At 63.6% G+C, this 25,027-nt stretch carries 23 protein-coding genes and 1 tRNA gene; 9 read left to right on the top strand and 15 right to left on the bottom strand.

Annotated elements, in window-relative coordinates; genetic code table 11:
• Positions 1–36: 36 nt before the first annotated feature.
• The 4 genes from HYG81_RS33010 to cyaB all read right to left on the bottom strand — a co-directional run bounded on the left by HYG81_RS33010 (position 37) and on the right by cyaB (position 4,597).
• Positions 37–1,215: a tRNA sulfurtransferase gene (locus tag HYG81_RS33010; protein ID WP_180840421.1), complete on the bottom strand. Its 1,179-nt coding sequence runs from the start codon at positions 1,213–1,215 to the stop codon at positions 37–39.
• 96 nt (positions 1,216–1,311) lie between these two features.
• A complete protein-coding gene (locus tag HYG81_RS33005; protein WP_180840420.1) occupies positions 1,312–2,571 on the bottom strand; it encodes an MFS transporter in 1,260 nt (419 codons plus the stop codon).
• A gap of 164 nt (positions 2,572–2,735) precedes the next feature.
• Complete coding sequence (locus tag HYG81_RS33000; RefSeq protein ID WP_180840419.1) at positions 2,736–3,941, bottom strand: methionine adenosyltransferase; 1,206 nt, start codon at positions 3,939–3,941, stop codon at positions 2,736–2,738.
• A gap of 92 nt (positions 3,942–4,033) precedes the next feature.
• Positions 4,034–4,597 carry a class IV adenylate cyclase gene (cyaB, locus tag HYG81_RS32995; RefSeq protein ID WP_180840418.1) on the bottom strand — a complete coding sequence of 188 codons (564 nt, stop codon included), beginning with the start codon at positions 4,595–4,597 and terminating at the stop codon, positions 4,034–4,036.
• 88 nt (positions 4,598–4,685) lie between these two features.
• On the opposite strand from cyaB, the gene HYG81_RS32990 reads away from it, so the two are divergent.
• Entirely contained in the window at positions 4,686–5,666 is a 981-nt protein-coding gene (locus HYG81_RS32990; protein ID WP_180840417.1) for an FKBP-type peptidyl-prolyl cis-trans isomerase, read from the top strand.
• A gap of 117 nt (positions 5,667–5,783) precedes the next feature.
• Complete coding sequence (locus tag HYG81_RS32985; protein ID WP_226375953.1) at positions 5,784–6,764, top strand: DUF7972 family membrane protein; 981 nt, start codon at positions 5,784–5,786, stop codon at positions 6,762–6,764.
• 27 nt (positions 6,765–6,791) lie between these two features.
• On the opposite strand, the gene HYG81_RS32980 is transcribed toward HYG81_RS32985, so the two are convergent.
• On the bottom strand, positions 6,792–7,418 hold the full coding sequence (locus tag HYG81_RS32980; protein WP_180840415.1) for an RAD55 family ATPase: 627 nt from the start codon (positions 7,416–7,418) through the stop codon (positions 6,792–6,794).
• A gap of 191 nt (positions 7,419–7,609) precedes the next feature.
• On the opposite strand from HYG81_RS32980, the gene pyrB reads away from it, so the two are divergent.
• From pyrB to HYG81_RS32960, 4 genes are all read left to right on the top strand, one after another.
• Positions 7,610–8,563: an aspartate carbamoyltransferase gene (gene pyrB / locus HYG81_RS32975; RefSeq protein ID WP_180840414.1), complete on the top strand. Its 954-nt coding sequence runs from the start codon at positions 7,610–7,612 to the stop codon at positions 8,561–8,563.
• Positions 8,556–9,044, top strand: coding sequence for an aspartate carbamoyltransferase regulatory subunit (pyrI, locus tag HYG81_RS32970; RefSeq protein WP_180840413.1), 489 nt, complete (start codon positions 8,556–8,558; stop codon positions 9,042–9,044). Before pyrB ends, pyrI begins: the two co-directional genes overlap by 8 nt.
• A gap of 245 nt (positions 9,045–9,289) precedes the next feature.
• Complete coding sequence (locus HYG81_RS32965; RefSeq protein ID WP_180840412.1) at positions 9,290–10,135, top strand: hypothetical protein; 846 nt, start codon at positions 9,290–9,292, stop codon at positions 10,133–10,135.
• Positions 10,136–10,453: 318 nt separating this feature from the next.
• Complete coding sequence (locus tag HYG81_RS32960) at positions 10,454–11,752, top strand: hypothetical protein (protein WP_180840411.1); 1,299 nt, start codon at positions 10,454–10,456, stop codon at positions 11,750–11,752.
• Positions 11,753–11,908: 156 nt separating this feature from the next.
• Here the strand turns inward: HYG81_RS32960 and HYG81_RS32955 are convergent, their stop codons facing one another.
• The 3 genes from HYG81_RS32955 to HYG81_RS32945 all read right to left on the bottom strand — a co-directional run bounded on the left by HYG81_RS32955 (position 11,909) and on the right by HYG81_RS32945 (position 14,361).
• Positions 11,909–12,619, bottom strand: a complete 711-nt coding sequence (locus tag HYG81_RS32955) for a hypothetical protein (RefSeq protein WP_180840410.1) — start codon at positions 12,617–12,619, stop codon at positions 11,909–11,911.
• Between the two features lie 129 nt (positions 12,620–12,748).
• A complete protein-coding gene (locus HYG81_RS32950) occupies positions 12,749–13,513 on the bottom strand; it encodes an enoyl-CoA hydratase/isomerase family protein (RefSeq protein ID WP_180840409.1) in 765 nt (254 codons plus the stop codon).
• Between the two features lie 179 nt (positions 13,514–13,692).
• Positions 13,693–14,361 carry a helix-turn-helix domain-containing protein gene (locus tag HYG81_RS32945; RefSeq protein WP_180840408.1) on the bottom strand — a complete coding sequence of 223 codons (669 nt, stop codon included), beginning with the start codon at positions 14,359–14,361 and terminating at the stop codon, positions 13,693–13,695.
• A gap of 969 nt (positions 14,362–15,330) precedes the next feature.
• Between HYG81_RS32945 and HYG81_RS32940 the strand changes: the two genes are divergently transcribed.
• Complete coding sequence (locus HYG81_RS32940; protein ID WP_425607550.1) at positions 15,331–16,818, top strand: hypothetical protein; 1,488 nt, start codon at positions 15,331–15,333, stop codon at positions 16,816–16,818.
• Between the two features lie 97 nt (positions 16,819–16,915).
• Here the strand turns inward: HYG81_RS32940 and HYG81_RS32935 are convergent, their stop codons facing one another.
• From HYG81_RS32935 to HYG81_RS32925, 3 genes are all read right to left on the bottom strand, one after another.
• Positions 16,916–17,164 carry a hypothetical protein gene (locus HYG81_RS32935; protein WP_180840406.1) on the bottom strand — a complete coding sequence of 83 codons (249 nt, stop codon included), beginning with the start codon at positions 17,162–17,164 and terminating at the stop codon, positions 16,916–16,918.
• A gap of 2 nt (positions 17,165–17,166) precedes the next feature.
• Positions 17,167–17,313 (bottom strand): HNH endonuclease, encoded by a 147-nt coding sequence (locus tag HYG81_RS45775; RefSeq protein WP_425607549.1) that lies wholly within the window; start codon positions 17,311–17,313, stop codon positions 17,167–17,169.
• A gap of 529 nt (positions 17,314–17,842) precedes the next feature.
• Positions 17,843–17,916: transfer RNA gene (locus HYG81_RS32925), tRNA-Lys, on the bottom strand.
• A gap of 160 nt (positions 17,917–18,076) precedes the next feature.
• On the opposite strand from HYG81_RS32925, the gene HYG81_RS32920 reads away from it, so the two are divergent.
• On the top strand, positions 18,077–19,537 hold the full coding sequence (locus HYG81_RS32920) for a DHH family phosphoesterase (RefSeq protein WP_180840404.1): 1,461 nt from the start codon (positions 18,077–18,079) through the stop codon (positions 19,535–19,537).
• Positions 19,538–19,561: 24 nt separating this feature from the next.
• Here HYG81_RS32920 and HYG81_RS32915 read toward each other — a convergent pair whose 3' ends face one another.
• From HYG81_RS32915 to HYG81_RS32905, 3 genes are all read right to left on the bottom strand, one after another.
• On the bottom strand, positions 19,562–19,855 hold the full coding sequence (locus HYG81_RS32915; RefSeq protein ID WP_180840403.1) for a PRC-barrel domain-containing protein: 294 nt from the start codon (positions 19,853–19,855) through the stop codon (positions 19,562–19,564).
• A gap of 220 nt (positions 19,856–20,075) precedes the next feature.
• Complete coding sequence (locus HYG81_RS32910; RefSeq protein ID WP_180840402.1) at positions 20,076–21,212, bottom strand: phosphotransacetylase family protein; 1,137 nt, start codon at positions 21,210–21,212, stop codon at positions 20,076–20,078.
• Positions 21,209–23,335 carry an acetate--CoA ligase family protein gene (locus HYG81_RS32905; RefSeq protein WP_180840401.1) on the bottom strand — a complete coding sequence of 709 codons (2,127 nt, stop codon included), beginning with the start codon at positions 23,333–23,335 and terminating at the stop codon, positions 21,209–21,211. Before HYG81_RS32905 ends, HYG81_RS32910 begins: the two co-directional genes overlap by 4 nt.
• 206 nt (positions 23,336–23,541) lie before the next feature.
• Between HYG81_RS32905 and HYG81_RS32900 the strand changes: the two genes are divergently transcribed.
• Positions 23,542–23,997, top strand: a complete 456-nt coding sequence (locus HYG81_RS32900) for a hypothetical protein (RefSeq protein WP_180840400.1) — start codon at positions 23,542–23,544, stop codon at positions 23,995–23,997.
• A 5-nt stretch (positions 23,998–24,002) separates the two neighbouring features.
• Here HYG81_RS32900 and HYG81_RS32895 read toward each other — a convergent pair whose 3' ends face one another.
• A complete protein-coding gene (locus tag HYG81_RS32895; protein ID WP_180840399.1) occupies positions 24,003–25,022 on the bottom strand; it encodes a metal ABC transporter permease in 1,020 nt (339 codons plus the stop codon).
• Between the last annotated feature and the right edge of the window lie 5 nt (positions 25,023–25,027).

Below are 25,027 nucleotides of genomic sequence, written 5' to 3'. Positions count from 1 at the left end.
ACGAGCAGAGAGAAAACAGATCTCGCACGAGCCGAATCAGGGCTCGACCAGTGTCGCGTTCTTCGCCGCTTCTTCGGCCCGCTCGAGCAGGTCGTCCGGTTCCGCCGCGAGCAGCGGCTCGAGGCGGGCGTTGGTTTCGACCTGATCGGGGGTAACCCGGTTGCAGCCGGCGTCCATGGTCGAGTCCGTGTAGGTGCCGATTTCGCGGGCCTGGGCGACGATGTACTGTTTGTCGCGGGTGAGGAGGGGACGGTGGATCGGCAATTTGGTAGCGCGGCTGGTGACGCCGAGGTTCCGAACGGTCTGGCTGGACTTCTGGCCGGCGGCCTCGCCGGTGACGATACCGTCCGCGTCGACGCGCTCGGCCAGCGTCTCGGCGGCGCGGTAGAAAAAGCGCCGCAGGGAGAGCATTCGACCCTGCTCCATCTCTCGGACCAGGAGGTCGACGGTCTCGCCGCCGGGAATCTCGTAGACCTGCATGTCGAAGTTCGGCGCGTACTCCGAGAGGATCCGAACCGTCTCGAGCGCGCGCGCTTCGTGGTCGATCCCGCCGTAGTCGCCGAGGTCGACGTAGGCCGGGATAACGGGACTGCCGCGTTTCATCATCTCGTAGGCCGCGACGGGCGAGTCGATCCCGCCGCTGACCAGTGCGATGACCGGCTCCTGCGAGCCGAGCGGCAGCCCGCCCGGGCCGTCGACGTGCTCGAGGTAGATGAACGCCACGTCCTCGCGCACCTCGACGCCGAACGTGAGATCCGGATCGTCGAGGTCGACTTCCGGCTCGAACTCGTCCGCGACGGCCTCCCAGATAGCGGTGCCGGCGTCGCGGGCCAACTCCTCGCTATCGTAGGGGAGCGTCTTGTCCGACCGGCGCGCGTCGACCGCGAACGTCCCGCCGTCGTAGTGCTCGCGAGCGGTCTCCTCCAGGGCCTCGAGGATCTGCGCCTTCTCGATGCTGACGGTCAGAGCGGGACTCGCGGAGACGACGCCGAAGGTGTCCGCCGCGGCCGCGGTCGCCGCCTCGACGGCGTCTTCGCTCGTGTGAATCAGCGGCCGGTTCCACCGGCGCTCGACCTCGCCGGGAATCGACCGGTCGGCGAGGAGGGCCTCGAGATTCTCCGCGAGGAGCCCCTCCATGTACCGCTTGACCCTGTTACTCTTGGTGTTGACGTCCCCGTGACGGACGAGGACGGTGTCGGCTCCCGGCGGGTGCATGGACTGTGATAGTCGGCCGCGGCTATAAGGGGGTTACGAGGAGAGTATCGGTCTCGAGCGGACGCAAATCGTGCTCAGACGAGCGACTCCTCGGCTTCAGACGACCGATTCCTCGACCGTCGGACTCAGGCTGCCCGTGTAGGAGTAGATCCCGGCGACGAGAACGACGCCGGCCAGCAGCGGAACGATCGCACTGAGCGCGTACAACACGTCGTAGCCGACAGCGTTGGCAAATGGCAGGGAGATCAGCGGGCCGAGGCCGCCGCCGACGTCGCCGAAGATATTGTTGGTTCCCATCGCTCGGCCCATCCGCTCCTCGGGCGTGAGATCCGCGAGGAGGGCCGTCAACGGGCCGCCGACGCCGCCCTGCCCCGCACCGATCAGCGCGCAGGCGACGACGACGGCTCCGAACGAGGGCGCGACCGTGAGCACGACGAATCCGGCGCAACTGGTCGCGAGGAAGGCGAGCAGGACGGGCATGCGAGCGCCGGCGGCATCGCTGATCTTCCCGCCCGAAATGGTGAAGACCGCCCCCGAAAGGGCGGAAACCGCCATCAGCAGTCCGGACGTTCCCTGTTCGCCGTAGTCGATTCCGTAGCCCGCGAACTCGAGCGAGAGCGTCAGCGACTCGACCTCGAGGTACAGGACGAGCGTCGAGAAGAGGACGCCGATATACGCGAAGTAGAGCCCGAAGTTGACCAGGCCGACGGTGAGCGCGGGCAGCGTCGTCTCGAAGTCCCAGGGGCTGATCGACGAGTCGACCGACTCGACGTGGGTCTCGGGGACGATGAAGTAGGCGATAATGCTCGCGAGGCCGGCGAATGAGGCCGCGAGGACGAACGCCGCGACGTTACTGTAGACTTCGCTGACGATGCCGCCGAGGACCATCCCGGCGGGGAAGCCGAACGTGATCCCGGCCCGAACGATTCCCATGCTCGTTCCCCGCGAACTGGCCTCGCTGACGTCGGCGGTGATGGTGTACGCCGTCGCGAACACGAGCGCGCTGCCGATCCCCCACATGACTCGCGCGACGATGAACCAGCCCTCCGGCATCGCGGACTCGATCGCGATCACGTAGCCGAACGTCGCGAGCCCCTCGATCGCTAACCCGGCGACGAACGGTTTTCGAGTCCCGATCCGGTCGACGAGCACGCCCGCCGGCCCGTTCGCGACCAGCCGAGTCCAGCGGTTCGCGGAGAGGATGACACCGACCAGAAACGCCGAGATCCCCAGTACCTCGCCGAGGTTCGGGAGGATCGGAAAGACGACGCCGCCGCCGAAGCCGACGAAGAAGGTGCTCGCGACGACGGCGTAGACGACGGGACGTTCGGTCGATTTCGAACTCGAGTCAGACATAGGATCTCACTACGTGTTTCGATTCGTAACGCCGTACACGGGGGCGACTTTTGACTATTCCGACGGCACACGTGCTGTGCCGGTTCCGCCGCTGACTCGCGGCGACGCTCGTTGGTCTCGAGACATCACAGCTCGCTCGAGGAAGAAGTCCGTCCGATCGCCGCTCAGAACGTCGAGAGCTCGCCCTCGATCACGCTGCGGGTGATCTCGGTGACGTCGGCGAGTTCGCGGTCGACGATCGCTTCGACGTCGGCCTCGACGTCCGAGACCGCGACGCCGTCGTCCGTGACGACGTGCACGTCGGCGACGTGTGGCTGGTCGATCGGCCGGCCGATCTGGGAAAGGAGACGCACGCGCAGGTCGCGGATGCCGTCGACCTCGCCCACGACCTCCTCGGCGATCTCCGTCGAGAGCAGGTTGTAGATCTTCCCGATGTGGTTGACCGGGTTCTTGCCGCTGGTGGCCTCCATCGACATCGAGCGGTTGGGCGTAATGAGCCCGTTCGCGCGGTTGCCCCGGCCCACGGAGCCGTCGTCGCCCTGCTCGGCGGAGGTGCCGGTGACGGTGAGGTAGATCGAGCCCTCCTCGTAGTCGTCGGCCGTATTGACGTGGACGTTGACCGCGCGATCGGTGTGCTCGCGCGCGACGCCGTCGACGAACTCCCGGACGGACTCGACGGCCTCGATGTAGCCGTCCAGGTTCGGGATGTACTCGTCGACCATCGCCGCGGCGACGGTGACGTCGATCTCCTCGCCTTCGCGCTTGCCCATGATCTTCACGTCCGGCCCGAGCGCCGGGTTTTCGGCCGCGTACTCGCCGTTCAGTCGTCGCTCGGCCTCGAGAACGATCTCCTCCGTTTCGGTCAGCGGCGCGTGGCCGACGCCGAAACTCGTGTCGTTGGCCATCGGGACGCTCACTTCGTCCTCGCCGAAAACTTCCTGCAGGTCGCCGCTGCCCTCGCCGAGTTTCACGTCGACGACGATGTCCTCGCCGACGGTCAGCTGGGGAACGTTCTCCTGGAGGTACTCGCGGGCGGCCCGCAGCGCGATGGTCTCGGCGGGGATCGTCCGGCCCTCGTAGTGTTTGGTCGCGCGGCCGACGATCAGCAGGTAGATGGGGTCGACGACCTCGCCGCCGCCGAAGGCGGGTGCCGCCTCGCCGGCGACGAGTTGCGTTTCGTCGGTGTTGAAGTGCAGTACCTCGCCGATGCGATCTAGGTACTCGCGTGCGAGCGCCCCGGCGACGCTCTCGGCGATCCCGTCACAGATGGAGTCGGGGTGACCGATTCCCTTCCGTTCGACGATTTCGACCTCCTGATCCTCGACCGCTTGCCGATCGATAGACTCGATCCGGATGTTCCGCTCACTCATTGGCGGGAATTGACGGAGCGAGTTCGTATAACTTGCGGAAACAGATACGGACCAGAAAATGCTTGCGGGTTATGCGGCTGTCAACTGCCAGTCTATTCGGACTCGAGCAACAAGCCGAGATACGAGGTTCTGAGCTGGTCGTCGGGATCGAGATGTAATCGCTCGAGTACGTCGTACGCCCCGTTGCGAGCCGCCTCGAGTTCCGACTCTCCCTCGACGTCGATCTCGACCTCGACGTCGATCTCGACCTCGACGTATTCGCCGACCCCGTCGACCGAATCGAGAGTGACGGTATAGCCCTCGAGCGAAAAGCGCTCTCGCTCCTTGCGAACGGTCGCAGCGGGTTCGAAGCCGAGGTTCGTCAAGATTCCGTCCATGGTCTCGCGGTCCGCGACGCTCGTCTCGAACTCTTCGCGGGTCTTGGACTCGTCGTCGACGAGCGGCCCCTTGTAGGTGACGCGGGTTTCGTCGGGCGCGTCTTCGGGTCGTTCGGAGCGGATCCGCAGCGCCTCGTCTGTCTCGGCGAATTCGCGGTGGGGCGCGTCGTAATAGGTGTCGACCTGAACGACGGCACCGAGAGGCGTTGCCCCGAGCGCCGCCAGTCGATCCCGGACGGCCTCGAGATCGGCCGGAACCTTCACTTCGACCTCGTACATGCCCGAGAGAAGGCAGAGCGGTCGTAAGTATCGGTCGCTCTCGGCGCAAAGCGTCGTACTTAAATGTAGACGGCCGGACGTACAACGTATGACCGAGGAACAAGAGGCCGAGCTCGAGGAGCAGGCCGATGACGTCGATGAAGAAGTAGCCGAGGAAGCCGCCGACGAAGCCGAGGGGCTTCAGGAAGGCGACTTCGTCGAACTTGAGTACACCGCCTACACCACCGAGGACGAGCAGCTGGTCGACACGACCGACCCCGAAGTCGCCGAGGAAGAGGGCGTCGACCAGGAGGGTCAGGAGTTCAAGCCGCGAACGATCGTGCTGGGCGAAGGCCACATCTTCGAGGCCGTCGAGCAGGCGGTCATCGGCTCCGAACCCGGCGACACCGGCACCGTGACCGTTCCCGCCGAGGATGCCTTCGGCGAGTACGATCCGGACGACGTCCAGACCGTCAGCGCCGAGAAGATCGACGAGGACGACCGCTACCCCGGTGCGAACGTCCAGATCGACGGCGAGCAGGGCTACATCAGCACGATCATCGGCGGCCGCGCCCGCGTCGACTTCAACCACCCGCTGGCCGGTGACGACGTCGAGTACGAGTACACCGTCAGCGAGGAGGTCGACGACCGCGAACAGCAGGCCGCCGGCCTGTTCGAGATGTACCTCGGGATGGAGCCCGAGCTCTGGATCGACACGGACGAAGTCGAGGAAGAGGTTCCCGTCGAGCCCGACGAGGACGCGGACGACGATGACGAACCCGCAGAGCCCGAGTTCGAGACCGAAACCGTCGAGAAGGAAACGCTCTACCTCGAGGCCACGCCCCAGATGACGATGAACCAGCAGTGGATGATGGGCAAACAGCAGATCGGTCAGGACATCATCGACAAGGTCGGCGTCGACCGCGTCATCGTCCAGGAAGTCATCGACGGCATGGGTGGCATGGGCATGGGCGGTATGATGGGCGGCATGGGCGGTGGAATGGGCGGCGGCGACATCGAGGAAGCGCTCGAGGACGCCGACGTCGATGCCGACGAGATCGTCGAAGAGCTCGAAGGCACAGAGGAGTAATCGGACCGCTGCGGTTGCCGCTCGTTTTGTGGATCGCTGTCGACGACCACGAGCATGCACGGATCGACTTTTTCGCAGACGAGACTGTAGTCCTGAGCGGCCACGATGGTCGGTTCGATGAGCGATGGCGCGGGTCCCGAGTCGGAGACAGAGACGGGACGACTCAAACAGTGGCTGCTCCTCGACGGCAACCGATTCGCAATCGCCGCGAGTATCGCAGCGACGTTCGGGGCTGCGTCTCTCCTGTTATCGATCAGCGGCCTCGCCCCGATCGCGGACGCACAGCCGTTGTTCTACGCGTTCAGTGGACTGATCTCGGGGAACTTCACGCTGATTACCGTCGTCGTCTCGATCAATCAGTTGCTGCTTTCCCAGGAACTGAAATCGCCGGGCGAACTCGAGTCGGAGATCCAGCAGACCGTCGACTACCGCGAGGAGGTCGAAGCGGTGTCGAACCGAACCGCGCCGGCGGAGCCGTCCGGCTTTCTCCGACTCGTCGTCGAGAGCGCACGCCGGGACGCGCAGCGACTCGGTGGGACGACCGTCGGGTCGCTGCCCGCGGACACGCGCGACGAAATCGACGAGATCGTCACGGAACTCACCGACGAGTTCGACAGAATCGACGGGCTCGTCGAGGAATCCGATTCCGGGATCTTTAACACGCTCTCGACGACGCTCGAGACGAACTTCGCGCACGAAATTCAGCGACTCGAGACGGCCCGGCGAGCACACGGCGACGAGATTCCCGCGAAGACGGACGACGCGATCGACGACCTGCTCGACCGACTGCGGGAGATGGACATCGCCAGACAGTACTTCAAGTCGGTCTACCTGCAGGTCGAACTCTCCCGGCTCTCGCGGTACCTGTTCTACGCCGGCGTTCCCGCCGTCGGCACCGCGATCGCCGCCCTGTTCGTCATGACCGTCGCGTCGGGCCCGCCCTTCGGACGACCGGTCCGTGCCGTCCTCTTTCCGCTAGCTATCGCGGTTGGGGTATTTCCGCTCACGCTGCTCCTGTCGTACATCCTGCGAACGGCGACGGTTACCGAGCGGACCGCCGCGATCACGCCGTTTACGACGCCAGAGCAGGAGATCTGAGGGAAACAGTTCGGACGGCGTCAGCACTTACGCGATGTCGCGGCTCGTGTCGATCGCGACTTCCTCCGTCAACTCGAGTTTGATCGCTTCGGTCGGCTGGCTGCCGCCGCGGAACTTCGGGATCGTCAGGTGGTTCTCGAGTTCGGAGCCGGTGATCTTGGTCCGGAGATCGAAGACGGCGTCGACGGCGTGGAACGTCCGTGCTCGGTTCGCGGGTTCGTTGTCCCCCTTCAGACAGTGCAAGACGGCGATGCTGCCGGTCTCGAGCATCGTGGCTTTGAGATCGTTGAGAAAGGCGATGTACTCGTCGGTGTCACATCGCTCGAGGACGTCCATCGTATCGATAATGAGGTTCGCTCCGTCGGGCAGCGCACCGACGAGACGTGTCGCCTCCTCGATCGGCGTGTCGCTGCTGACGTGTCTGACGGTCGGGCTGCCGACGGACGAGGGGGAGGACTCGATGGCGTGGCGGACGGCGTCGACCGACCGTTCGGTCGAGAGGTAGAGCGTTCCCCGAGCGGCCGTGAGTTCGTAGAGGAGCAGTTCGGACTGACTGGCCGGCTCGGCGGTGTACGCGACGAGACACCCCGGCGGGAGTCCGCCGTCGAGCTTCCGATCGAGCACGTCGATTCCGGTATCCAGTCGACCGACCATTCAATTGTGAGCAATTACCGTAGTGTCTGTATAACTCTTTGCCCTCGAAGAGCGCCCGCTCGAGACGCCGCCGATGGCGTAGATGTGAGCGGAGCGGTCCGTAGAGGCAGCACCAGTCCGCTGACACCCAGTGCAGCAGGGCGACGTCGAATGGGGAGATTCAAGGGGACTGCCACAGCCTACACGAACGAATGCGCCACGATCACCTCATCACGAGCAAACAACTCTCTCGGGCGAACATCGAGACGATCCTCGACTACGCGGCCGAGCTCGACGCCGATCCGTCGGCCGTTTCCGATCGCCACGCGGGGACGGTGCTCGGCCTGCTCTTTTTCGAGCCGAGTACGCGAACGAAGATGAGTTTCGAGACCGCAATGAAGCGCCTCGGCGGCGACGTCGTCGATATGGGCTCGGTCGAATCCTCGAGCGTGACGAAGGGGGAGACGCTCGCCGACACCGTCCGTGTCATCGAGGGATACGCTGACGCCCTCGTCTTGCGCCACCCCAAGCAGGGATCGGCGACGATGGCCAGCGAGTTCGTCGACGTGCCGCTGGTAAACGCGGGCGACGGCGCGGGTCACCACCCGACACAGACGATGCTCGACCTCTACACCATTCGGGAGAACGCCGGGCTGGACGACCTGACGATCGGTATCATGGGCGACCTGAAGTACGGCCGGACGGTCCACTCGCTGGCCTACGCACTGACGAACTTCGATACCCGACAGCACTTCATCAGCCCCGAGAGTCTACAGCTACCCCGCGAGGTCGTCTACGACCTCCACCAACAACAGGACGGGACCGGAATTCGCGAACACGAATCTCTCGAGGACGTCCTGCCCTCGCTGGACGTCCTCTACGTCACGCGGATCCAGCGCGAGCGCTTCCCCGACGAGAACGAGTACCAGAAGGTCGCCGGCGAGTACCAGATCGACGCCGCGACGCTCGAGGCCGCGAGCGACGACCTGACGGTGATGCATCCGCTGCCCCGGGTCGACGAGATCGCGCCCGAGATCGACGAGACCGATCACGCGGCGTACTTCGAACAGGCGCACAACGGGGTTCCGGTCCGGATGGCGCTGCTGGATCTCCTGTTGAGCGACGACGGTGATGCTGGGCTGACCGGGGGTGACGGCGATGAGTAACGATCACGACCACCACGACGGTAACGACGACCACGAACTGCGGGTCAGCAAGATCCGCGACGGAACCGTCATCGATCACGTTCACGGGGGGCAGGCGCTGAACGTCCTCGCGATCCTCGGTATCGACGGCACCAACGGCGAGGAGGTCTCGGTCGGGATGAACGTCCCGTCCGATCGCCTCGCGCGCAAGGACATCGTCAAGGTCGAGGGCCGCGAACTGAGCCAGGACGAAGTCGACGTCCTCTCGCTGATCGCGCCGGACGCGACGATCAACATCGTCCGAGAGTTCGACGTCGTGGAGAAACATCGCGTCGAACGACCCGACGTCGTCGAGGGCGTCCTCTCCTGTCCGAACGCCGGCTGTATCACGACCGGCGACGAGCCCGTCACCTCACGGTTTTCGGTGCTCGAGGACGGCGTTCGCTGCTCGTACTGCGAGACGATCGTCCGCGACAATATCGCGTCGTTGATCGACACCTGAACCGGCGTGGCCGTCGGTCGGATTCTCTCACACTGATTAGTATCCAGAATCTCTAAGTATTTGCCGGCCGAATCGGTTGTTGTACATGTCACGTACCGTCAAAGTTGTACTCGCCCTGTTCGTCATCGCCGTCCTCTACAAGGTCGCCTTCAGCGGCTCGTCGGACGTCGAAGTTGACTACGAACCGACTGAAGAATAGCGCTCGATTCCGAACGGCTTACGGGGACGGCGTCGTACACTGAGTTATGTACGGCGTCGTCACACGGAACGCCGAGGAGGTACGGTGGCCGGAGTTCGACCGCGGCTTCTACGAGGTCAAGGACGTAACCGGCCGGTCCGCCGAACCGATCGCCGACGGCGTGAACATGGTCTCCTGTTTCGGCGACAACGCCGCCGCCGACGCCGATCCGTCGCTGATCCCCGTCGACGATATGGGCCGACCGGCCGACCGGGAACGACCGTACTTCGACTGGGCCTACATCTGTCCCTCTCGAGAAGACTACCGGGAGGGCCTGCTCGAGATTATCGACGACTGCGTCGCGGAGAACGAGGACGTCCGTCTCGACGATATCGGCTTCCCGCGGGCGGAGTACTGCCGGTGTGGCGTCTGTGAGCAAGCGTTCGAGGCGAGCGAGTACGACGACCGCATGGAGTGGCGGGCCAGCGTCATCACCGACTTCGTCGCGGAAGCGGTCGAGCACATCCCCGGGACGGTCTACATGACGCTCTACCCCGATCCCTATCCCGGCCACCTCCGCGAGCGCGCCGGCATCGACCTCGAGGCCATCGAGGAGTACGTCGACGAGTTCGTCGTTCCGCTGTACGACACCGCCTACGGAACGACCTACTGGCTCGAGACCATCGCGAAAGGGTTCGAGAGCGCGCTCGAGACGCCGTTTAATATCGAGTTGTATGCGGTAAACGTCGACGTCGACAACCTGATTCACGCGACGGAGGTCGCACAGGAGTACGCCAATGGGGTCTTCTTCGGCTACGAGGCGAGCAACGGACGCGCGGCCCTGCGTCGGATGCGTGCCGACGAACGCGACGGTGTGACCCACGGCGAACCGAATTCAGCGTCGGAGTCCTGATCGCAATCGCGCGGTCGGCGCATTCACCGTCTCCAAGCAGCTATTACGCCCGATAGTAGGGTATTTCCGTCCGAACCACGAGGAAACACCCTAGCAGTGCCGTATTCGCGGTATCGGACGGGTCGGATTCGCGAGTGCGACACTGTCCGCGTTTCGCTACGCTGCTCGCGTTTATTCAGTTCACGTGCGTTCGGCTCGGTTACGACCAGTTGTTCGCGCTTCCGGACGGAACCGACGCGGCCCTTTATTTGTATCTCGGTCGCGCTCAGTCGTGACCGAGGATCGGCGACGGTTATCGCAGATCCTCAGGAGAATACCATGCGACAACAGCAATCCCAGCAGTCGGCGGACACACGGCGGATGGCGGAATCGACGATGAACCAGAGCCAACAGGCGATGGAACAGCTGATCGAACTCCAGCGCAACGCGGCACGGATGACACTGAGTGCCCTCAAATGGCAGGAGACCGCCCAGAAACAGGGCCTCGAGATGACGCGATCGATGCTCCAGAACACGCCAGGTCAGCAGTTCACGGAGTCGATGATGCAGAGTTATCTGCAGGGTATAGAGGCCATGATGCCCGAGATGGAACAGGCGATGGAACGGGGCTTCGAGGCAGCCGCCCAGCCCCAGCAGAACCAGATGGAGCAAACGGGGGGCCAGCTGGAGCAGATGGGTGGGCAGTTCGCCGGAGGCGGACAGCGGGGCCAGCAACAGCGTTCCCGGAACGAGACGGGCGGCCGGATGGACTCCCAGGCTCGAGGGAGACAACCCCAGACGCAGGGAATGCAGCCGGGTCACCAACGAGAAAGACAACAGAGGCAAAAACAGGAACTGCAACGGAACCAACAACAAGGGATGGGGACAGCCAGTCAGCACGGAACGAGCGGTCACTCACAACCCCAACAGGCTCAGCAGTCCCGGCAGTCACAGGAGTCCCAGCAATACCCCCAGACCGGTGAGTGGATCTCGCCGGGAGAGTACGGTGGAGAGTCGGCCAGTGCAACCGGGTTCCAGCAACAGCCGATGGCGGCCGAGCCGAGTCACTCGAGGCAGTCCGACTCCCAGCGCATTGGTACCCAGTCTCAACGGGGTGAAGCCGATCAGTCACAGCGGGACTCCGAGCGAACACGCTCACCGGACCAATTCGGGCAGGGATACCAGCAAGAACGGCAGTCACAGGGACCGCCCCAGCGGAGCGAAACGCAACAACACCAACCGACTGAAGCACAGCAGGGACAGGGACGACGAGGAGGGGAATACGGACGGGCAGAACAACACCGACAGTCGCCGATGCAGACTGGACAGGGCCGCTCGCAGGAGCAACACTCACAGCGGATCGATCCTCCCCAGCGGGGACAGGGTGAACAGCACCACTCGAGCGATCAGGGTCAGCAGGGGCAGCGGGACCAGCGCGGGCGACCCCCTGCGCGCGGTCCCGAAGCGGAGACGGGCGAACGTGACCACGACCGCGGTGAGATGAACGTGACCGACGAAACCGACGGGACCGACGAAACCGACGAGACGGACGAAACGGATCTCTCGTCGGATCAATCCACGCGGTCGACCGCGACCGATAGTGACTCTGACGACGAGCACAGTACTGCGGAAGAGTAGGGACGGCAGGGGAACCCGGAATCCGCGTTATTCACCGCTCGAGGCGGTTTCCAGGAGCTATCGGTGCACGTCGAACTCGGCGACTGTGTCGCCGAAACAAAAACGGAATGGGACGTGAGACGCCGATGGTCGGTTCGGGGAACGTGAGAAACGGAATTACCGAGTGCTACCGTCGCCGATGCGGTCATCGTCGGTATCGTCATCGTCATTCAACAGGCCATCGTCGTCATTGTCGTCGCCGATGAGGTCATCGTCGTTGTCGTCACCGATCAGCCCATCGTCGTCATCATCGCCGATCAGGCTGTCGTCATCGTTCGTTCCCCTTCTATTGTCGCTGTCGTCACCGATCAGGCCATCGTCATCGTCGTCACCGAGGAGTTCATCGTCGTCATCGTCGCGGATCACGCCCTCGTCGTCGTGACCGCTGATATCGTCTTGGTCCCGGTCGATACCGCGACTCTCGCCCGTTCCGGTTGTTCCGGTTCCGGTGTCGGTACCGGTCATCCCGGGATCGGAATCGGTCGTTCCGGTTTCCGTGTCGGTCATCCCGGCTCCCGTTTCAGTGCCGGTTCCGGTATCCGTCCTCGTACCGGCACCGCCACCGGTCGCATCGGTACCGCGACCGGAGAGGTTTCGCTCGAGGCGGATTTCGTCGTCGGTCACGCGACCGATCGCCTCTTCCTGCAGCGGGTACGTGTCTTCACTGGTATCGCCCCAACCGAGCGTCGCCTTGATCGAATCCGTGATTCCGGGGTCTGGTTCGACGTGGGCTGTGCCGTGTTCGACAGCGGCGATCATTCCGACCTTGTCACCGTCTGCGTTGACGACGGACTTGCCAACGTCGTCGTCGGTAATCTGTGGGGACATTGCGTTTTTACGAAGGATAGATTCGCGCAAGGTCGTGGTGCTTGCGGGCGCTTGCGACCGACGTGCGGTCTCGAGCAGGGGACGAGCCGGACCGGGGTGAAACGAACGTGGAACGCGAGTTCGTTTCGATTACTCGAACTCCGGCGCCCGCTCCTCGAGGAGGGCAGTGACGCCCTCCTCGTGGGCGGCCGACGTTCGGGCCTGGGCCTGCAGCAGGTTTTCGTAGTCCAGTGCGTCGTCCCACGACCGACTCAGGTTCTCGTGCATCGCCTGTTTCATCATGCCGATCGTGGCGGTGGGCCCGTTCGCGAGTCGCTCGACCGTCTCGGCGACCCGGTCGTCGAGCTCCGCGGCCGGGACCGTCTCGTTGACCAACTCGAGATCGGCCGCGCGGTCGGCGTCGAAGAACTCGCCGGTGAAGGCGAGCTCCTTCGCGGCTCGGAGCCCGACGATATGGGGGAGCATGACGGTACCCCCGGTGTCGGGGATCAGGCCGACCCTGACGAACGCACACGAGAACGTCGCGTCGTCGGCGGCGTAGGCGATGTCTGCGAGCGCGACGATCGAGAGCCCCGCGCCGATGGCGTCGCCGTTGACCTTCGCGACGATCGGTACCGGACACTCGAGCATCGCCTCGACGACGCGGCCGAAGGTCTCGGTGACCTCCTCGTAGGCCTCCCGCGACGAGTCGGGTGTCTCGGCCAGCGACTCGAGGTCGCCGCCGGAACTGAATGCGTCGCCCGCGCCGGTGATGACGATCACGTCGTCGGTTTCCGGAGTCGCTCCCTCGATCGCGTCGGTCAGTTCGTCCGCGGTCTCCGTGGTAAGCGCGTTGAGCGCGTCCGGTCGATCGAACGTCAGTCGCAACACGCCGTCATCGTTATCGATCTCCATATCACACATGTCGTGCGCCCGGATAGTAACGATAGGTGGTCGCCGAACGAGTCACCGTCAGCACTGCGCTCACCGCGAGCGCTCGTATTCGAACGGCGGTGGCGCTCTCCGTCGTTCGGCTAGCCGGTGAAAAACATCGAGCCAGGCTGTTAGGCGGGGCTCTGGGAGGGGCTACGCGATCAGTTCGTTGGGATCGCCGGTGCCGCGGTGTCCTCTTCGGTCACGTTCAGTTCGGACGTGACGAGTGCGCGGTAGGCTCGGCGCAGGCGTTCGGAGAGCGCCTGATGGGAGATTCCCAGCTCTTCGGACAGTTCCTGCATCGAGACCTCACGTGGGATTTCGAAGTAGCCGTGATCGATCGCCGCGACTAGCGTCTCGTACTGGCGGGTCGTCAGGCCACACTGGGAGTGGCTTTCCTCGGCCAGATCGAAGAGCCGGACAATCGTGGGCGTCACGTCGTTGTCGTCGAGGCGGTCGTACAGTGAGCTGACGCTCTCGCGGTCGACCACGCGAACGCTGAGCAGCCACGTGCCGTTCGAAGCCGAGGCGCTCAGTACCGTTCCGCCCTCCTCGAGAACGATCTCGAAGGGATCGACGGTGTCTGGTTCGAACTCGATGTCGTAGAGCCAGCGGTCCTCGTCGCTACTGATCTGTGAGTAGTTCCCGATCGCGCCCGCCTCGTCGAGAGCCTCCTTGACCTCCGAGTGTGACGGGCCGGAGAGCCAGAGTCCATGGCCGCTCGAGGCGATCACCTGCTCCATCTCACACGTTAGGGAGGGGGCAGCCTCGAACAGTTCGCCGGTTCCGGTTCCGTCGGCCGGGATCTCGATGTCTGCGATGGATGTCATAAGTCTCACCCGTAGATAGTACGACGATGTGCATAACCCCACTTCCAAAGCACTTAGAGGAGATTTGAGTGACTGTCACTCTCCATGATTGGTTCGTGAACTGAGGATCGCGACAGCGTCCCGGAGACGGGTGATCCGTGTCGGCGGTGGGCCTCGCGAGCGACTGGACGGCGATGACGGCGATCGCACGATCACGATCGCAATCAATGATGGTGTTGATCTCGCGAGCGATAACTGAGACGTGGATTCGTGTCGGCATCGTCCGCGGAGTGGCAACGACCACCAGTATCGCGCTGAACTCATCCGTTGTTCGCCGGGTGCCAAGCGCAATGACGTGGTGTTCCGGACGACATCGGTAGAACAACGCAACGCGGATCCCGTCGCTCTCGAGGTGGTCGGCGAACGCCTCTCGTCGGTCTCCATGAGTTCGAACGTCTCGGAACGTACCGGCGACACCCAATCTGGATCGGCGCTTCGCGCGAGACCGGCGACCTGTCGTGAAGTGGTCGTCGATCGGTGGGACGAATACGATGTCGTCGCCCGGCGCGGTCTCGAGATGGACTGGCGGCTTTGCCGCCACGGATTGGTGGTCGGCATAGCCGGCCACCCTGCGTACGTGGCTGATACGCTCAAACGCGATCGTCTCGCAAGTGAGGGTATCGGCGGACATAGTTGCTCGAGCGGACGATGTTACTTTTCTTATAGGTCGGCCGCTCAGGATTCAGCGTTGATCCTCCGCGCGTGCGAAACTGTTGCGCTCTCCGAGTCCGTCTGTGCAATCGCTTAACTCGCTGCTAAGGACTGTAGCGATCGACGCGCTGATCCAGGTTATATCCCCTCGAGAGCTCCGTTAGGGACGGTCTGGACGATTGTTCGATCGATTTGGTGGATTCGAATTGAATTACCTCAATTATACGTAATAGACACCGTTTCCGAACGGCAGTCGTGACTTCAAACGACTCACGAACGATGCAGTTCGGTCGAAGATCGTATCTGAAAGGCTGTGTTGTCGGACTCGGTTCGACGCTTTCACTTGCCGGGGTGGCGGGTGCGGCCGAGGGTGAAGAACAGTACGAACAGCAATACGAGACGGTCGTCGATGTAGTCGAAGCCGGCGCGGACAATGGGGGAGACGAGTCCGTCACGCCCGTGTTGCGCGAACATGTTGGCGACAACACGCTTCTCAAATTCCCGGCGGGGCAGTACTACATGGACGAGCAGCTCCGACTCACCGGGTTCGAGAACGTGGGCTTCGTCGGCGAGAACGCGACACTGATCCCGGCAAACTACCACGAGTTCGACGGCCCGCAGTATCGCCTGTTCCGGATGGGAACGAGCAACACTCCCGGTCGAGACCTCCGTTTCGCGGGGTTCAGCGTCGATCAGACGGCGTCGGACACGGGGATCCGCGTCCTCAGTGCCGTGGTCGAGGATGGTCTCGTCGTGCGGAACGTCTTCATCCACGGCATCCACGACAGCGGGACGTGGGGGCCGGGGTGGTTCGACATCACCGACTCCGACGGGCGCGGTCTCGTCGAACGCTTCTGTGCGGCCGACGGCGGCCTTCACGTCGAGGATACGCCGAACGCGGGGAACATGTGGCGCGGACCGACCGGTATCGGGGTCGACCCAAATCACCGCGGAACGCTCGTCTTCGACAGCTGCGTGCTCGGCGGCTTTCCGGGCACCGGACTGTACGCCTCGAACGAAACCGGTCGAATCGACGTCAACGGCGGCCGGTTCCGAAACAGCGGGACCGCCTCGATCCGCCTCGGCGGCGCGACGGGCACGATCAGAGACGCAACCGTCGTCGTCGACGAGAATCCGCACGACTCGAACGGCCAGCACGCGATTCGGCTCGATCACGGGGACCAGTTCGCACTCGAGGGCATCAGTATCGACATCGACCAACCGAACGGCGACGCGATCAGGATCATGAACGGCGTCGACACCACCTCGATCACGAACTCGGAGATTTCCGTCGCCAACGGGTTGAACAACGGGATCCGGATCGACCCCGAGGCGGGAGCGACGGCGATCCAGGACGTCGACATCGAGATGGACGGGAGCGCCAACGCAGTTCAGATCCAGGGAGAGGACGCCGGAGCGGTCGACCTGCAGGACGTACGAATCACCGGCGACGCGGACGGATCGACGATGCGCCACGCGATCCTCTGTTACCGAAACGACTGTCGGTTCGACGGACTCTCGGTCGAACAGCGCGGCTCTAACAAACGCCGCGGCCTCGAGCTTCGGGGCGACGACGCCACCGTCGTCAACTCCGAGTTCGAGACGACGCACACGCCGATCGTCGTCAACGGTGCGGACAACGTGACGGTCGAGAACTGTTATGCCGACTCCGTGGATGATGTGAGCTCTCTGACTATCATTGGCGGCTCCGGTTCCGTCTCCCTCGCGAACAACGACTTCCCCGACGGGGTTCGAGACGATCGGTAACACGACAGTTCGCGTCGCGTCATACTGAGTGGTTCGATTCGTTTCGGATTTCGCTGAGACGCACTACTGAGCCAGACGATGCGATCGTCGGCTCGAGTCAGAAAAGGCTGAATCCACTACTCTCCGCTTTCTCTATGTAGTTTTGGAACTCCTGTTCTGCATCCTTGAAGCTACGAACTTCAATGGTTTCCGTCATCACGTTGGAGGTAACATCGTCCAGTATACCCTGTGGTTCATAGTCGTCTGTGATTATTCGAGCGCGTAGGTCACCGCGTTCACAAACAGCGTACACTCCCTCCTGATCCTTTTCAAGCGTCCATTTGCCATCTCTCCGTACAGTTGCCATGGTTATACTTCTAAGTCAGCTAATTGTTCGTTCACCCTATACTTTAACTTTGACCTACTGATAGTTCCGCTGTCCGCTTTTCGATGACAATTTGGGCAAAGGACGATCAGATTCTTCGGCATATTCGGCCCACCCTCAGATCGCGGCATAATATGGTGTACGTCGGGCGAGTCCACTCTTTCTTCACACCACTCACACCGTCTATCGGCTCGTTGAAAATAGAGTTCATTTTTTAGACTCTCCGGCGGTGGTGGTGTTTTTTCAGTAGTATTGTTTAACGGCGAAGATCGTGATTTGTCATTGTGTGAGTCGTTAAACAACCAGTTCACCGCAGCGAACACGCCTGATTGTTTGGTAACTACTCTAAATCCCCATCCCACATAGAGGAGTCCTAACACGGAGGCCGCAAGGAAGATCCACCAGACGCAGCCTGTGCTACCACCAAACGGGCGGTTCCAAACGATGTAGCCCCCAAAAATGAGACTCACCAAGAGGACACCAGCGGGGACGATCTCTCCTGAACCTCCGTTTTCGGGGCTATTCTTACTGGACATAGACGCAAAACTAAACTATTATATGATAAGTCTTGCTTCAGTACATATACGATCTTTTCGTGATTCATAACCGTCCTAATCCAAAGAACAGCATCTACCACTTCGTGATCGTACGGTAAGGGAGCGGGCCGGGCGCGATTTGAACACGCGACCGTCTGATTAAGAGTCAGACGCTCTGCCGGACTGAGCTACCGGCCCTGTACCTGCGACTTTCCTTCGGTCGTTCAAATACGTTTCCCTTGGCAGGCAGCGTGGCAGTGATCCACGGGCGTGGCAGTCCTCGAGTCATCCAGTCCGAACCGTCATGTTGTGCCACTCTTCGGGAGCGTTAAGTGCGGTCAGTCCGACCATCGGGCATATGAGTACGGGGGTTACGATTTCGTCGATATCTGACTACGCTATCTTGGGGTGTGGGAGCGTGGGCTACGCCGTCGCAGAGGAACTCGTCGAACAGGGGAAGGACGTCTTCATCGTCGATCGGGACGAGAGTCGCGTCGAATCGCTCCGCGATCAGGACCTGGACGCCCGAACGGCCGACATTCGGGAATCCGGCGTTGCCGACCTGGTGGCCGACCGCGACGTCGTCCTCATCCTCGCGTCGGACGTCGAATCCAACAAGCGCGCCGTCGAACACATCCGCGAGAGCAACGGTGACCAGTTCATCGTCGCTCGCGCGAGCGATCCCGTTTCCGGCGACGAGCTCTCCGAACTCGGGGCCGACATCGTCATCAACCCCTCCACGGTCATCGCCGAATCCGCCCTCCGCGCCCTCGAGTCCGGCGAGCTCGAGTACAACGCCGGGAAACTCTCCAAGATCGTCGAACAGACGTCGACGCGGCTGGCGATCGTCACCCAGGACAGCCCGGATCCGGACTCGATCGCCAGCGCAGCGGCGCTACAGGCGATCTCCGAGCATCTCGGAATCGAATCCGACATCATCTATCTGGGCGACGTGGGCCATCAGGAGAACCGGGCGTTCGTCAATCTGCTCGGAATCGACCTCGTTCAGTGGGACGAGATCGAGGAGCACTCCGTCTACGACACCGTCGCGCTGGTCGATCACGCGACCTCGGGCGAGATGAACCTCCCGGTTGACATCGTCATCGATCACCACGAAGCGGAGGCCGAGGACGAGTTCGAACCCGAGTTCGTCGACATCCGGCCGAACATGTCCTCGACGTCGACGATTATGACGAAGTACATTCAGGAGTTCGATATGAACGTCTCCGAGGAGGTCGCCACGGCCTTGCTCTACGGCATCCGTGCGGAGACGCTGGATTTCAAACGCGACACGACCCCCGCCGATCTGACCGCCGCCGCCTACCTCTATCCGTTCGCGAACCACGACACTCTCGAGCAAGTGGAGTCGCCGTCGATGTCCCCCGAGACGCTGGACGTGCTCGCGGAGGCCATCACGAACCGCGACGTGCAGGGGAGTCACCTCGTATCCAATGCGGGCTTCGTTCGCGACCGCGAGGCGCTGACCCAGGCCGCCAGCCACCTGCTCAATCTCGAGGGCGTCACCACGACCGCCGTCTTCGGTATCGCCGACGAGACGATTTTCCTCGCCGGTCGGTCGAAGGACATCCGCATCAACATCGGCAAGGTGCTCGCCGACGCCTACGGCGAGATTGGCGAGACGGCCGGCCACTCCACGCAGGCCAGCGCGGAGATCCCGCTGGGGATCTTTACGGGAATCGAAATCTCGGAGGACACGAAGGATACGTTGCTCGAGTTGACCGAGGAAGCGGTCAAACGGACGTTGTTCGACGCGATGGGCGTCGAAGGCGGCAGCAGCGAAGGCTCGAACGGGAGCTAACGCGAAGACGACCGCAGAATCGAGTTACGCCACCAGTTCGTCTTCTTCCTCGTCTGGTTCGCGAACGCGTTCGACGACGTCGTTGATGAGAATGATGTCGCCGACGGAGCGGACCCAGCGGTAGGGGACGATGATGCCCTGTCCGCTGCGGGCTTCGTCTGCGAACAGTTCGCTGTTCAGGTTTGCGAGCGCGAGTCCGGTGACGGCTTCACTGTCGACGTTCAGCCGAAGATCCTCTACTTCGCCGACGAAGACGCCGTTGTTCGAGTAGACCTCGCGGCCGACGAGGGACGTGATTTCTTGGGGAGTGTCGTCCATGTCTGGCCTCATGCGTGGTGGACTCTTAACTTTTGGTCAGACGCGATAGCCGTCGTCCGAACGCGACCGATCCGGCCGACGTTATTGACAGTTCCGACTGGTTCATCGGTAGTTTCGACAGGTTCTATCGGCGGTTCAGACGACTGAGACGGGAGTAGACGACCGGAACGATTCGAGTCGATCGAGCCGAGCACGATCCGGAATCGACCGGCGCTCGAGCCTACCCCAGAATCGAGTCGACGGCGGCGTGATCCGATAGCAGCCGTTCCATCCGGTCGACGGTGTCGGCGTCTCGAGTCCGGCCGCTACGGACGATATCCTCCGCCCGTTCGACCGTCGTGAGGGTGTCCGTCTGTACCGCGAGGATCGGGACGCCCTTCTCGCTGGCCTGCCCGAGAATCGCTCCTGACGGCCGGTGGCCGCCGGTGAGGATGAGACAGTGGATGCCGGGAGCCTCGAGCGCCGCGGTGTGAATCTCGGCGCGGTCGCCGCCGGTGATGACGGCGGCGTCTTTCGTCCGCCGGAAGTGTCGCAGGGCGCTGTCGGGCCCCATCGCACCGACGGTAAAGCGTTCGACGTAGCCGTCCTGCCCTTCATCGACGAGTACCGACGCGCCGAGTTCGTCCGCGAGTTCGGCGACCGTCACGCCCGATAGCTCCCGTTCGCTCGGGAGCACGCCGTGGACCGGAATCCCGCGCCCCTCGAGGAACGGGACCATGTCCGTCTCGAGTTGGTCGTAGGCCGCGTCGGGAACGTCGTTGAAGACGACGCCGGCGAGTCGATCGCCGAACGTCTCGGCGGCGGCGATGACGTCGTCGATGTCCGCGGGGATTTCGTAGGGTGCGACCAGCAGGACGCGCGCATCGAGCAGGTCGGCGATGTCGGCGTCCGTGAGGTCGACGATCCCGCCGACGTCGTACCGGCCGCCGCCCTCGACGAACATCCGGTCGTGATCGGCCGCGAGCGTCTCGAACGCCTCCCGGACGCGCTCGCGGAGCTCGTCGGGGTCCTCGCGGCCGCGGATCGCCTGTTCGACGAACGTCGGCGAGTAGACGACCGGCTCGAGGTCGTGTATCTCGGCCTCGAGTTCGAGCAACTCGCGGGCGAGCAGCGGGTCCTCGTCGAGGGTCTTTCCGACGTTGCTCTGCAGCCGGGTCCCCTTCGGTTTCATGTAGCCGACGCTGTCGCCCTCGGCGGCCGCGAGCCGCGCGAGCGCCAGCGTGATGGCCGTCTTGCCGGTGCTCTCCTCGAGTGAGCTAACGAGCAGCGTCTCGACGGCGGTGTTGCCGGCCGTACTGTCGCTGTCAGTGTCGGTCTCCGTCGTATCGACTTCTGGATCGGTGTCGGTATCGGTCATGGTTCCTCCGTGTCGGGTTCGTCCGCGTCGAGTTCGTCCGCATCGACGGTGAGTCGCAGATCGATTGCCTGTACGCCCTCCGGGCCCGCAACGAGCGGGTTGATATCGAGCTCGAGGATCGACGGAAAGTCCGTCACCAGCTGCGAGAGCCGTTGAATTGTCTCGACGACACCTTCGACGTCCGCCGGATCTCGGCCGCGAGCTCCGCGCAACAGCGGCGCGGCCCGGATCTCGTCGACCATCTCGCGGGCCTCGCCCTCGCCGATCGGAGCGACGCGGACCGACGTGTCCTCGAGGATTTCCACGAAGATACCGCCGAGCCCGAACAGCAGCAACGGACCGAACTGCGGATCGCGGTTCATCCCGACGATGGTCTCGGTCGCGGTCTCGAGGTCGAGTCGCTCCTGGATCTGGACGCCGACGATCGTCGCGTCGGGCTGGTAGTTGCGCGCCCGCGAGATCAGGTCCTCGTAGGCGTCGTAGACGTCTTCGTCGGCGACGCCGACCTTGACGCCGCCGATATCGGACTTGTGCGAAATATCGGGGCTGACGATCTTCATGACGACGTCGCCCTCGATCCCCTCGGCGAGCTCGCGGGCGCGGTCAGGATCGTCGACGATTTCGCCGGCCGGCGTCGGGATCCCGTAGGCCTCGAGCAGATTCATCGACTCGACGCCGAGTCGGTTGTCGTCCCGGTGCCGGACTCGCGCCAAAATTTCCCGGGCGCGCTCGCGATCGACGTCGAACGTCACGGGCTGGTCGACCGTTCGCTCGCGAATATCGCGGAAGCGGGCGAGCGCGTCGAGCCCCGAGACCGCCCGCGAGGGATCGAAGTAGTTCGGAACGCCGGCCTCCCGGAGCGTCTCCTCGGCGTCGCGAGCTCGTTTCCCGCCCATCAGACACGTGACGACGGGCGTCTCGTGGGCCTCGAGCGTCTCGATCACTCGCTCGGCGAGGTCGTCGTACGAGAGGACCGCGGTCGGCGCGGCGACGACCACGGCGCTGCCGACGTTCGGATCCTCGAGCGCGATTTCGAGGGCCTCGCCGAACCGGTCGACGTCGGCGTCACCGATCGCGTCGATCGGGTTGTAGACGTTGGCCTCGTCGGGCATCGCCGTGGCCAGCGTGTCGATCGTCTCGTCGGTGAAGGAGGCCATCTCGAGGCGCGAGTCGCCGACGGCGTCGGTCGTCAGAACGCCGGGACCGCCCGCGTTGGTGACGACGGCGACGCCGTCCGATTCGGGTTCGGGCAGCCCCGCCAGCGCTCGCGCGTAATCGAACAGTTCCTGGACCGAGCGGGCGCGGATGACGCCGGCCTGCTCGAGGCCGGCCTCGTAGGCCCGTTCGCTGCCGGCGATCGCGCCGGTGTGGGACGAAGCGGCCTGCGCGCCGGCGTCCGTCCGGCCCGATTTGACGAGCACGATCGGGGTGTCTTCAGTGACCTCGCGGGCGGCCTCGATGAATCCCTGCCCGTTGCCGACGTCCTCTAAGTAGCCGATGATGACGTCTGTGTCCGGGTCGTCGCCCCACTCGCGGACGAAATCCGTCTCGTCCAGGACAGTCTTGTTGCCCAGCGAGACGACGTCCCGGAAGCCGATCCCCTGCTCGTTGGCCCAGTCGAGGACGGCGGTGATGAACGCGCCCGACTGGCTCATGAAGGAGATCGAGCCCTCGAGAGCGCTCTCGGGGCCGAACGTGGCGTTCATGCCGTTCGAGGTGGCCATGATCCCCAGGCTGTTCGGCCCGACGACGTTGAGGTCGTGTTCGTCGGCGACGGCACGGAGTTGTCGTTCGCGCTCGGCTCCCTCGCTGCCCGTCTCGGAGAAGCCGGCGGTGATGACGACGACATTCTCGGTGCCCGCCTCGGCGAGGTCGCGGATCGACTCGATCACGATCTCGGGCGGCACCACGACCACCGCCAGATCGATCGGCGGCGCGCTCGACGCGTCCGGATAACACTCGAGCCCGAGCACCTCGTCGCGCGAGGGATTGATCGGTACGACATCGCCGGTGAACCCGTCTCGCAGGTTCTCGAGGATCGCCCGGCCGACCGCGCCCTCGCGGTCGGTCGCGCCGACCACGGCGACGGCGTCGGGATCGAAGAGTGCGGATAACCGTCCCATCGCTCGCAGGTTGGCCGAGGAGCGTGTTAAACGTGCGGCGTGTTCCAGCCCGCGAGGAGGCGAGATCGTACATATGCCGGACCGGTTTCACAGCGAGGACCGTCCCGGACGAGGCACAGCCGCCCGAAAGCGCCGCGCTCAAGGACCGATCGGCCGCCGCTGTCGGTACCATTATCACGGTGTCATGTCAACCGAATGGTGTCCCCATGAACCGCCCTCACCCCCGTTCGATCGCCGCTGCCACCGCGCTGCTGGGCGTGGTCAGTCTGCTGACCGCGGCGCTGTACTTCACGACGATTCCCGAAGACCCGCCCGGTGACGGGTTCGCGGCCGGTCTCGTCGGCCTCTTCGTGATACTGTGTCTCATCATCGGTGTCCTCACACTCGCGGAGGCGGGACTCCTGTTTCTCGTCACGCAGTTCTGGGATCCGGCCGACCGGTCGCAACAGTTACTCTCGATAGGGGCCGTCGCCGGCGGCCTCTCCGTCGTCTTGCTCGTCGTCCCGATGCTGATCGCACAGGTTGTCGGCGGGCTTCCGCCCGCATTTCTCACGTCGGGGTCCGGTATCGGACTCCTGCTCGTTCCGGTCGGGATCGGCTGCTCCGGAATCGGTGCGGTTCTCCACCTCGTGGACGAGTTTCGTACTGAAACCCGCGTGTGACGTCCTCAGTGCGCCGAAATCGCGGCCGTCGACCGGCTCGAGGCGGCGATCGCGAGCAGGTAGCAGGCGATGGCGACGACGACGATCGAGCCGCCGGTGGGCAGCCCCTGTGAGATCGAGAGGACGAAGCCGCCGATGACGGCCACCTGTCCGAAGAGTATCGAACAGTAGAGCGTCTCCCGGAAACTGTGGGCGATCTGCGTGGCCGCGGCGACGGGGACGACGAGCATCGCGGCGACGAGGATCACGCCGAGGATCTGCATCGCGCCGACGACGACTACGGCCGTCATCACGATCAGCAAGGTGTTGTACCAGGTGACGTTGAGCCGCGCGACGCGGGCGGCCTGCTCGTCGAAGGTGATGAACAGGAGCTGTTTGTAGGTCGCGACGGTAACGACGACGACGACGACGCTGATGACGGCCATCAGCCGCGCCCCCGAGGGGGTGACGACCGAGATGTTCCCGAAGAGATAGCCCTCGACGTTGAACCCGGTCATCCCGCGACCGTAGCTGATGATCAGCGTGCCGACGGCGAAGCTGCCGGTCAGCATGATCGCGATCGGCACGTCGCCGTAGGTGTTGGTCCGCTCGGCCAGCCACTGGACACCGAGCGCCCCGAGGATGCCGACGACCAGCGCGACGAGCATCAGCGAGCCGTTCCAGCCGGTCGTCGCGCTCACTACGAGCCCGATCGCGACCCCGGCGAATGCCGTGTGGGCCAGCGTCTCGCCGATCAGCGCCATCTCTCGGTGGACGAGATAGGTCCCGACCAGCGGCGCGACGACCCCGATCAGGATCCCCGTCGCGATCGAGCGCCACATGAACGGATGGTAGAAGACGTTCGTCCCGAGGTAGTGATCCGCCCACCAGCCCGCGATTCGGGCCTGATCGTACAGCATGCCGACGATGGGTGCCTCGCGCAACGCATCGATAGTTAGCAGGCCAACCATCGCGACTGCGACGATCGCGGTGAGGCCGATCCCGACGTGCTCGAGCCGACGGCGGAGAGAATGGTGTCGCGTCATCGATA

It is taken from the genome of Natrinema zhouii (genome assembly GCF_013456555.2).
Taxonomy (GTDB): domain Archaea; phylum Halobacteriota; class Halobacteria; order Halobacteriales; family Natrialbaceae; genus Natrinema; species Natrinema zhouii.
Note: the sequence above shows the minus strand (reverse complement) of the source record. Positions and strands in the feature narration are given on the sequence as shown.

Excerpts from the sequence above, each read along its gene's own strand:
- HYG81_RS33010 (WP_180840421.1), bottom strand. The coding sequence starts at position 1,215 with ATGCACCCGCCGGGAGCCGACACCGTCCTCGTCCGTCACGGGGACGTC.
- HYG81_RS33005 (WP_180840420.1), bottom strand. The coding sequence starts at position 2,571 with ATGTCTGACTCGAGTTCGAAATCGACCGAACGTCCCGTCGTCTACGCC.
- HYG81_RS33000 (WP_180840419.1), bottom strand. The coding sequence starts at position 3,941 with ATGAGTGAGCGGAACATCCGGATCGAGTCTATCGATCGGCAAGCGGTC.
- cyaB (WP_180840418.1), bottom strand. The coding sequence starts at position 4,597 with ATGTACGAGGTCGAAGTGAAGGTTCCGGCCGATCTCGAGGCCGTCCGG.
- HYG81_RS32990 (WP_180840417.1), top strand. The coding sequence starts at position 4,686 with ATGACCGAGGAACAAGAGGCCGAGCTCGAGGAGCAGGCCGATGACGTC.
- HYG81_RS32985 (WP_226375953.1), top strand. The coding sequence starts at position 5,784 with ATGAGCGATGGCGCGGGTCCCGAGTCGGAGACAGAGACGGGACGACTC.
- HYG81_RS32980 (WP_180840415.1), bottom strand. The coding sequence starts at position 7,418 with ATGGTCGGTCGACTGGATACCGGAATCGACGTGCTCGATCGGAAGCTC.
- pyrB (WP_180840414.1), top strand. The coding sequence starts at position 7,610 with ATGCGCCACGATCACCTCATCACGAGCAAACAACTCTCTCGGGCGAAC.
- pyrI (WP_180840413.1), top strand. The coding sequence starts at position 8,556 with ATGAGTAACGATCACGACCACCACGACGGTAACGACGACCACGAACTG.
- HYG81_RS32965 (WP_180840412.1), top strand. The coding sequence starts at position 9,290 with ATGTACGGCGTCGTCACACGGAACGCCGAGGAGGTACGGTGGCCGGAG.
- HYG81_RS32960 (WP_180840411.1), top strand. The coding sequence starts at position 10,454 with ATGCGACAACAGCAATCCCAGCAGTCGGCGGACACACGGCGGATGGCG.
- HYG81_RS32955 (WP_180840410.1), bottom strand. The coding sequence starts at position 12,619 with ATGTCCCCACAGATTACCGACGACGACGTTGGCAAGTCCGTCGTCAAC.
- HYG81_RS32950 (WP_180840409.1), bottom strand. The coding sequence starts at position 13,513 with ATGGAGATCGATAACGATGACGGCGTGTTGCGACTGACGTTCGATCGA.
- HYG81_RS32945 (WP_180840408.1), bottom strand. The coding sequence starts at position 14,361 with ATGACATCCATCGCAGACATCGAGATCCCGGCCGACGGAACCGGAACC.
- HYG81_RS32940 (WP_425607550.1), top strand. The coding sequence starts at position 15,331 with ATGCAGTTCGGTCGAAGATCGTATCTGAAAGGCTGTGTTGTCGGACTC.
- HYG81_RS32935 (WP_180840406.1), bottom strand. The coding sequence starts at position 17,164 with ATGGCAACTGTACGGAGAGATGGCAAATGGACGCTTGAAAAGGATCAG.
- HYG81_RS45775 (WP_425607549.1), bottom strand. The coding sequence starts at position 17,313 with ATGCCGCGATCTGAGGGTGGGCCGAATATGCCGAAGAATCTGATCGTC.
- HYG81_RS32920 (WP_180840404.1), top strand. The coding sequence starts at position 18,077 with ATGAGTACGGGGGTTACGATTTCGTCGATATCTGACTACGCTATCTTG.
- HYG81_RS32915 (WP_180840403.1), bottom strand. The coding sequence starts at position 19,855 with ATGGACGACACTCCCCAAGAAATCACGTCCCTCGTCGGCCGCGAGGTC.
- HYG81_RS32910 (WP_180840402.1), bottom strand. The coding sequence starts at position 21,212 with ATGACCGATACCGACACCGATCCAGAAGTCGATACGACGGAGACCGAC.
- HYG81_RS32905 (WP_180840401.1), bottom strand. The coding sequence starts at position 23,335 with ATGGGACGGTTATCCGCACTCTTCGATCCCGACGCCGTCGCCGTGGTC.
- HYG81_RS32900 (WP_180840400.1), top strand. The coding sequence starts at position 23,542 with ATGAACCGCCCTCACCCCCGTTCGATCGCCGCTGCCACCGCGCTGCTG.
- HYG81_RS32895 (WP_180840399.1), bottom strand. The coding sequence starts at position 25,022 with ATGACGCGACACCATTCTCTCCGCCGTCGGCTCGAGCACGTCGGGATC.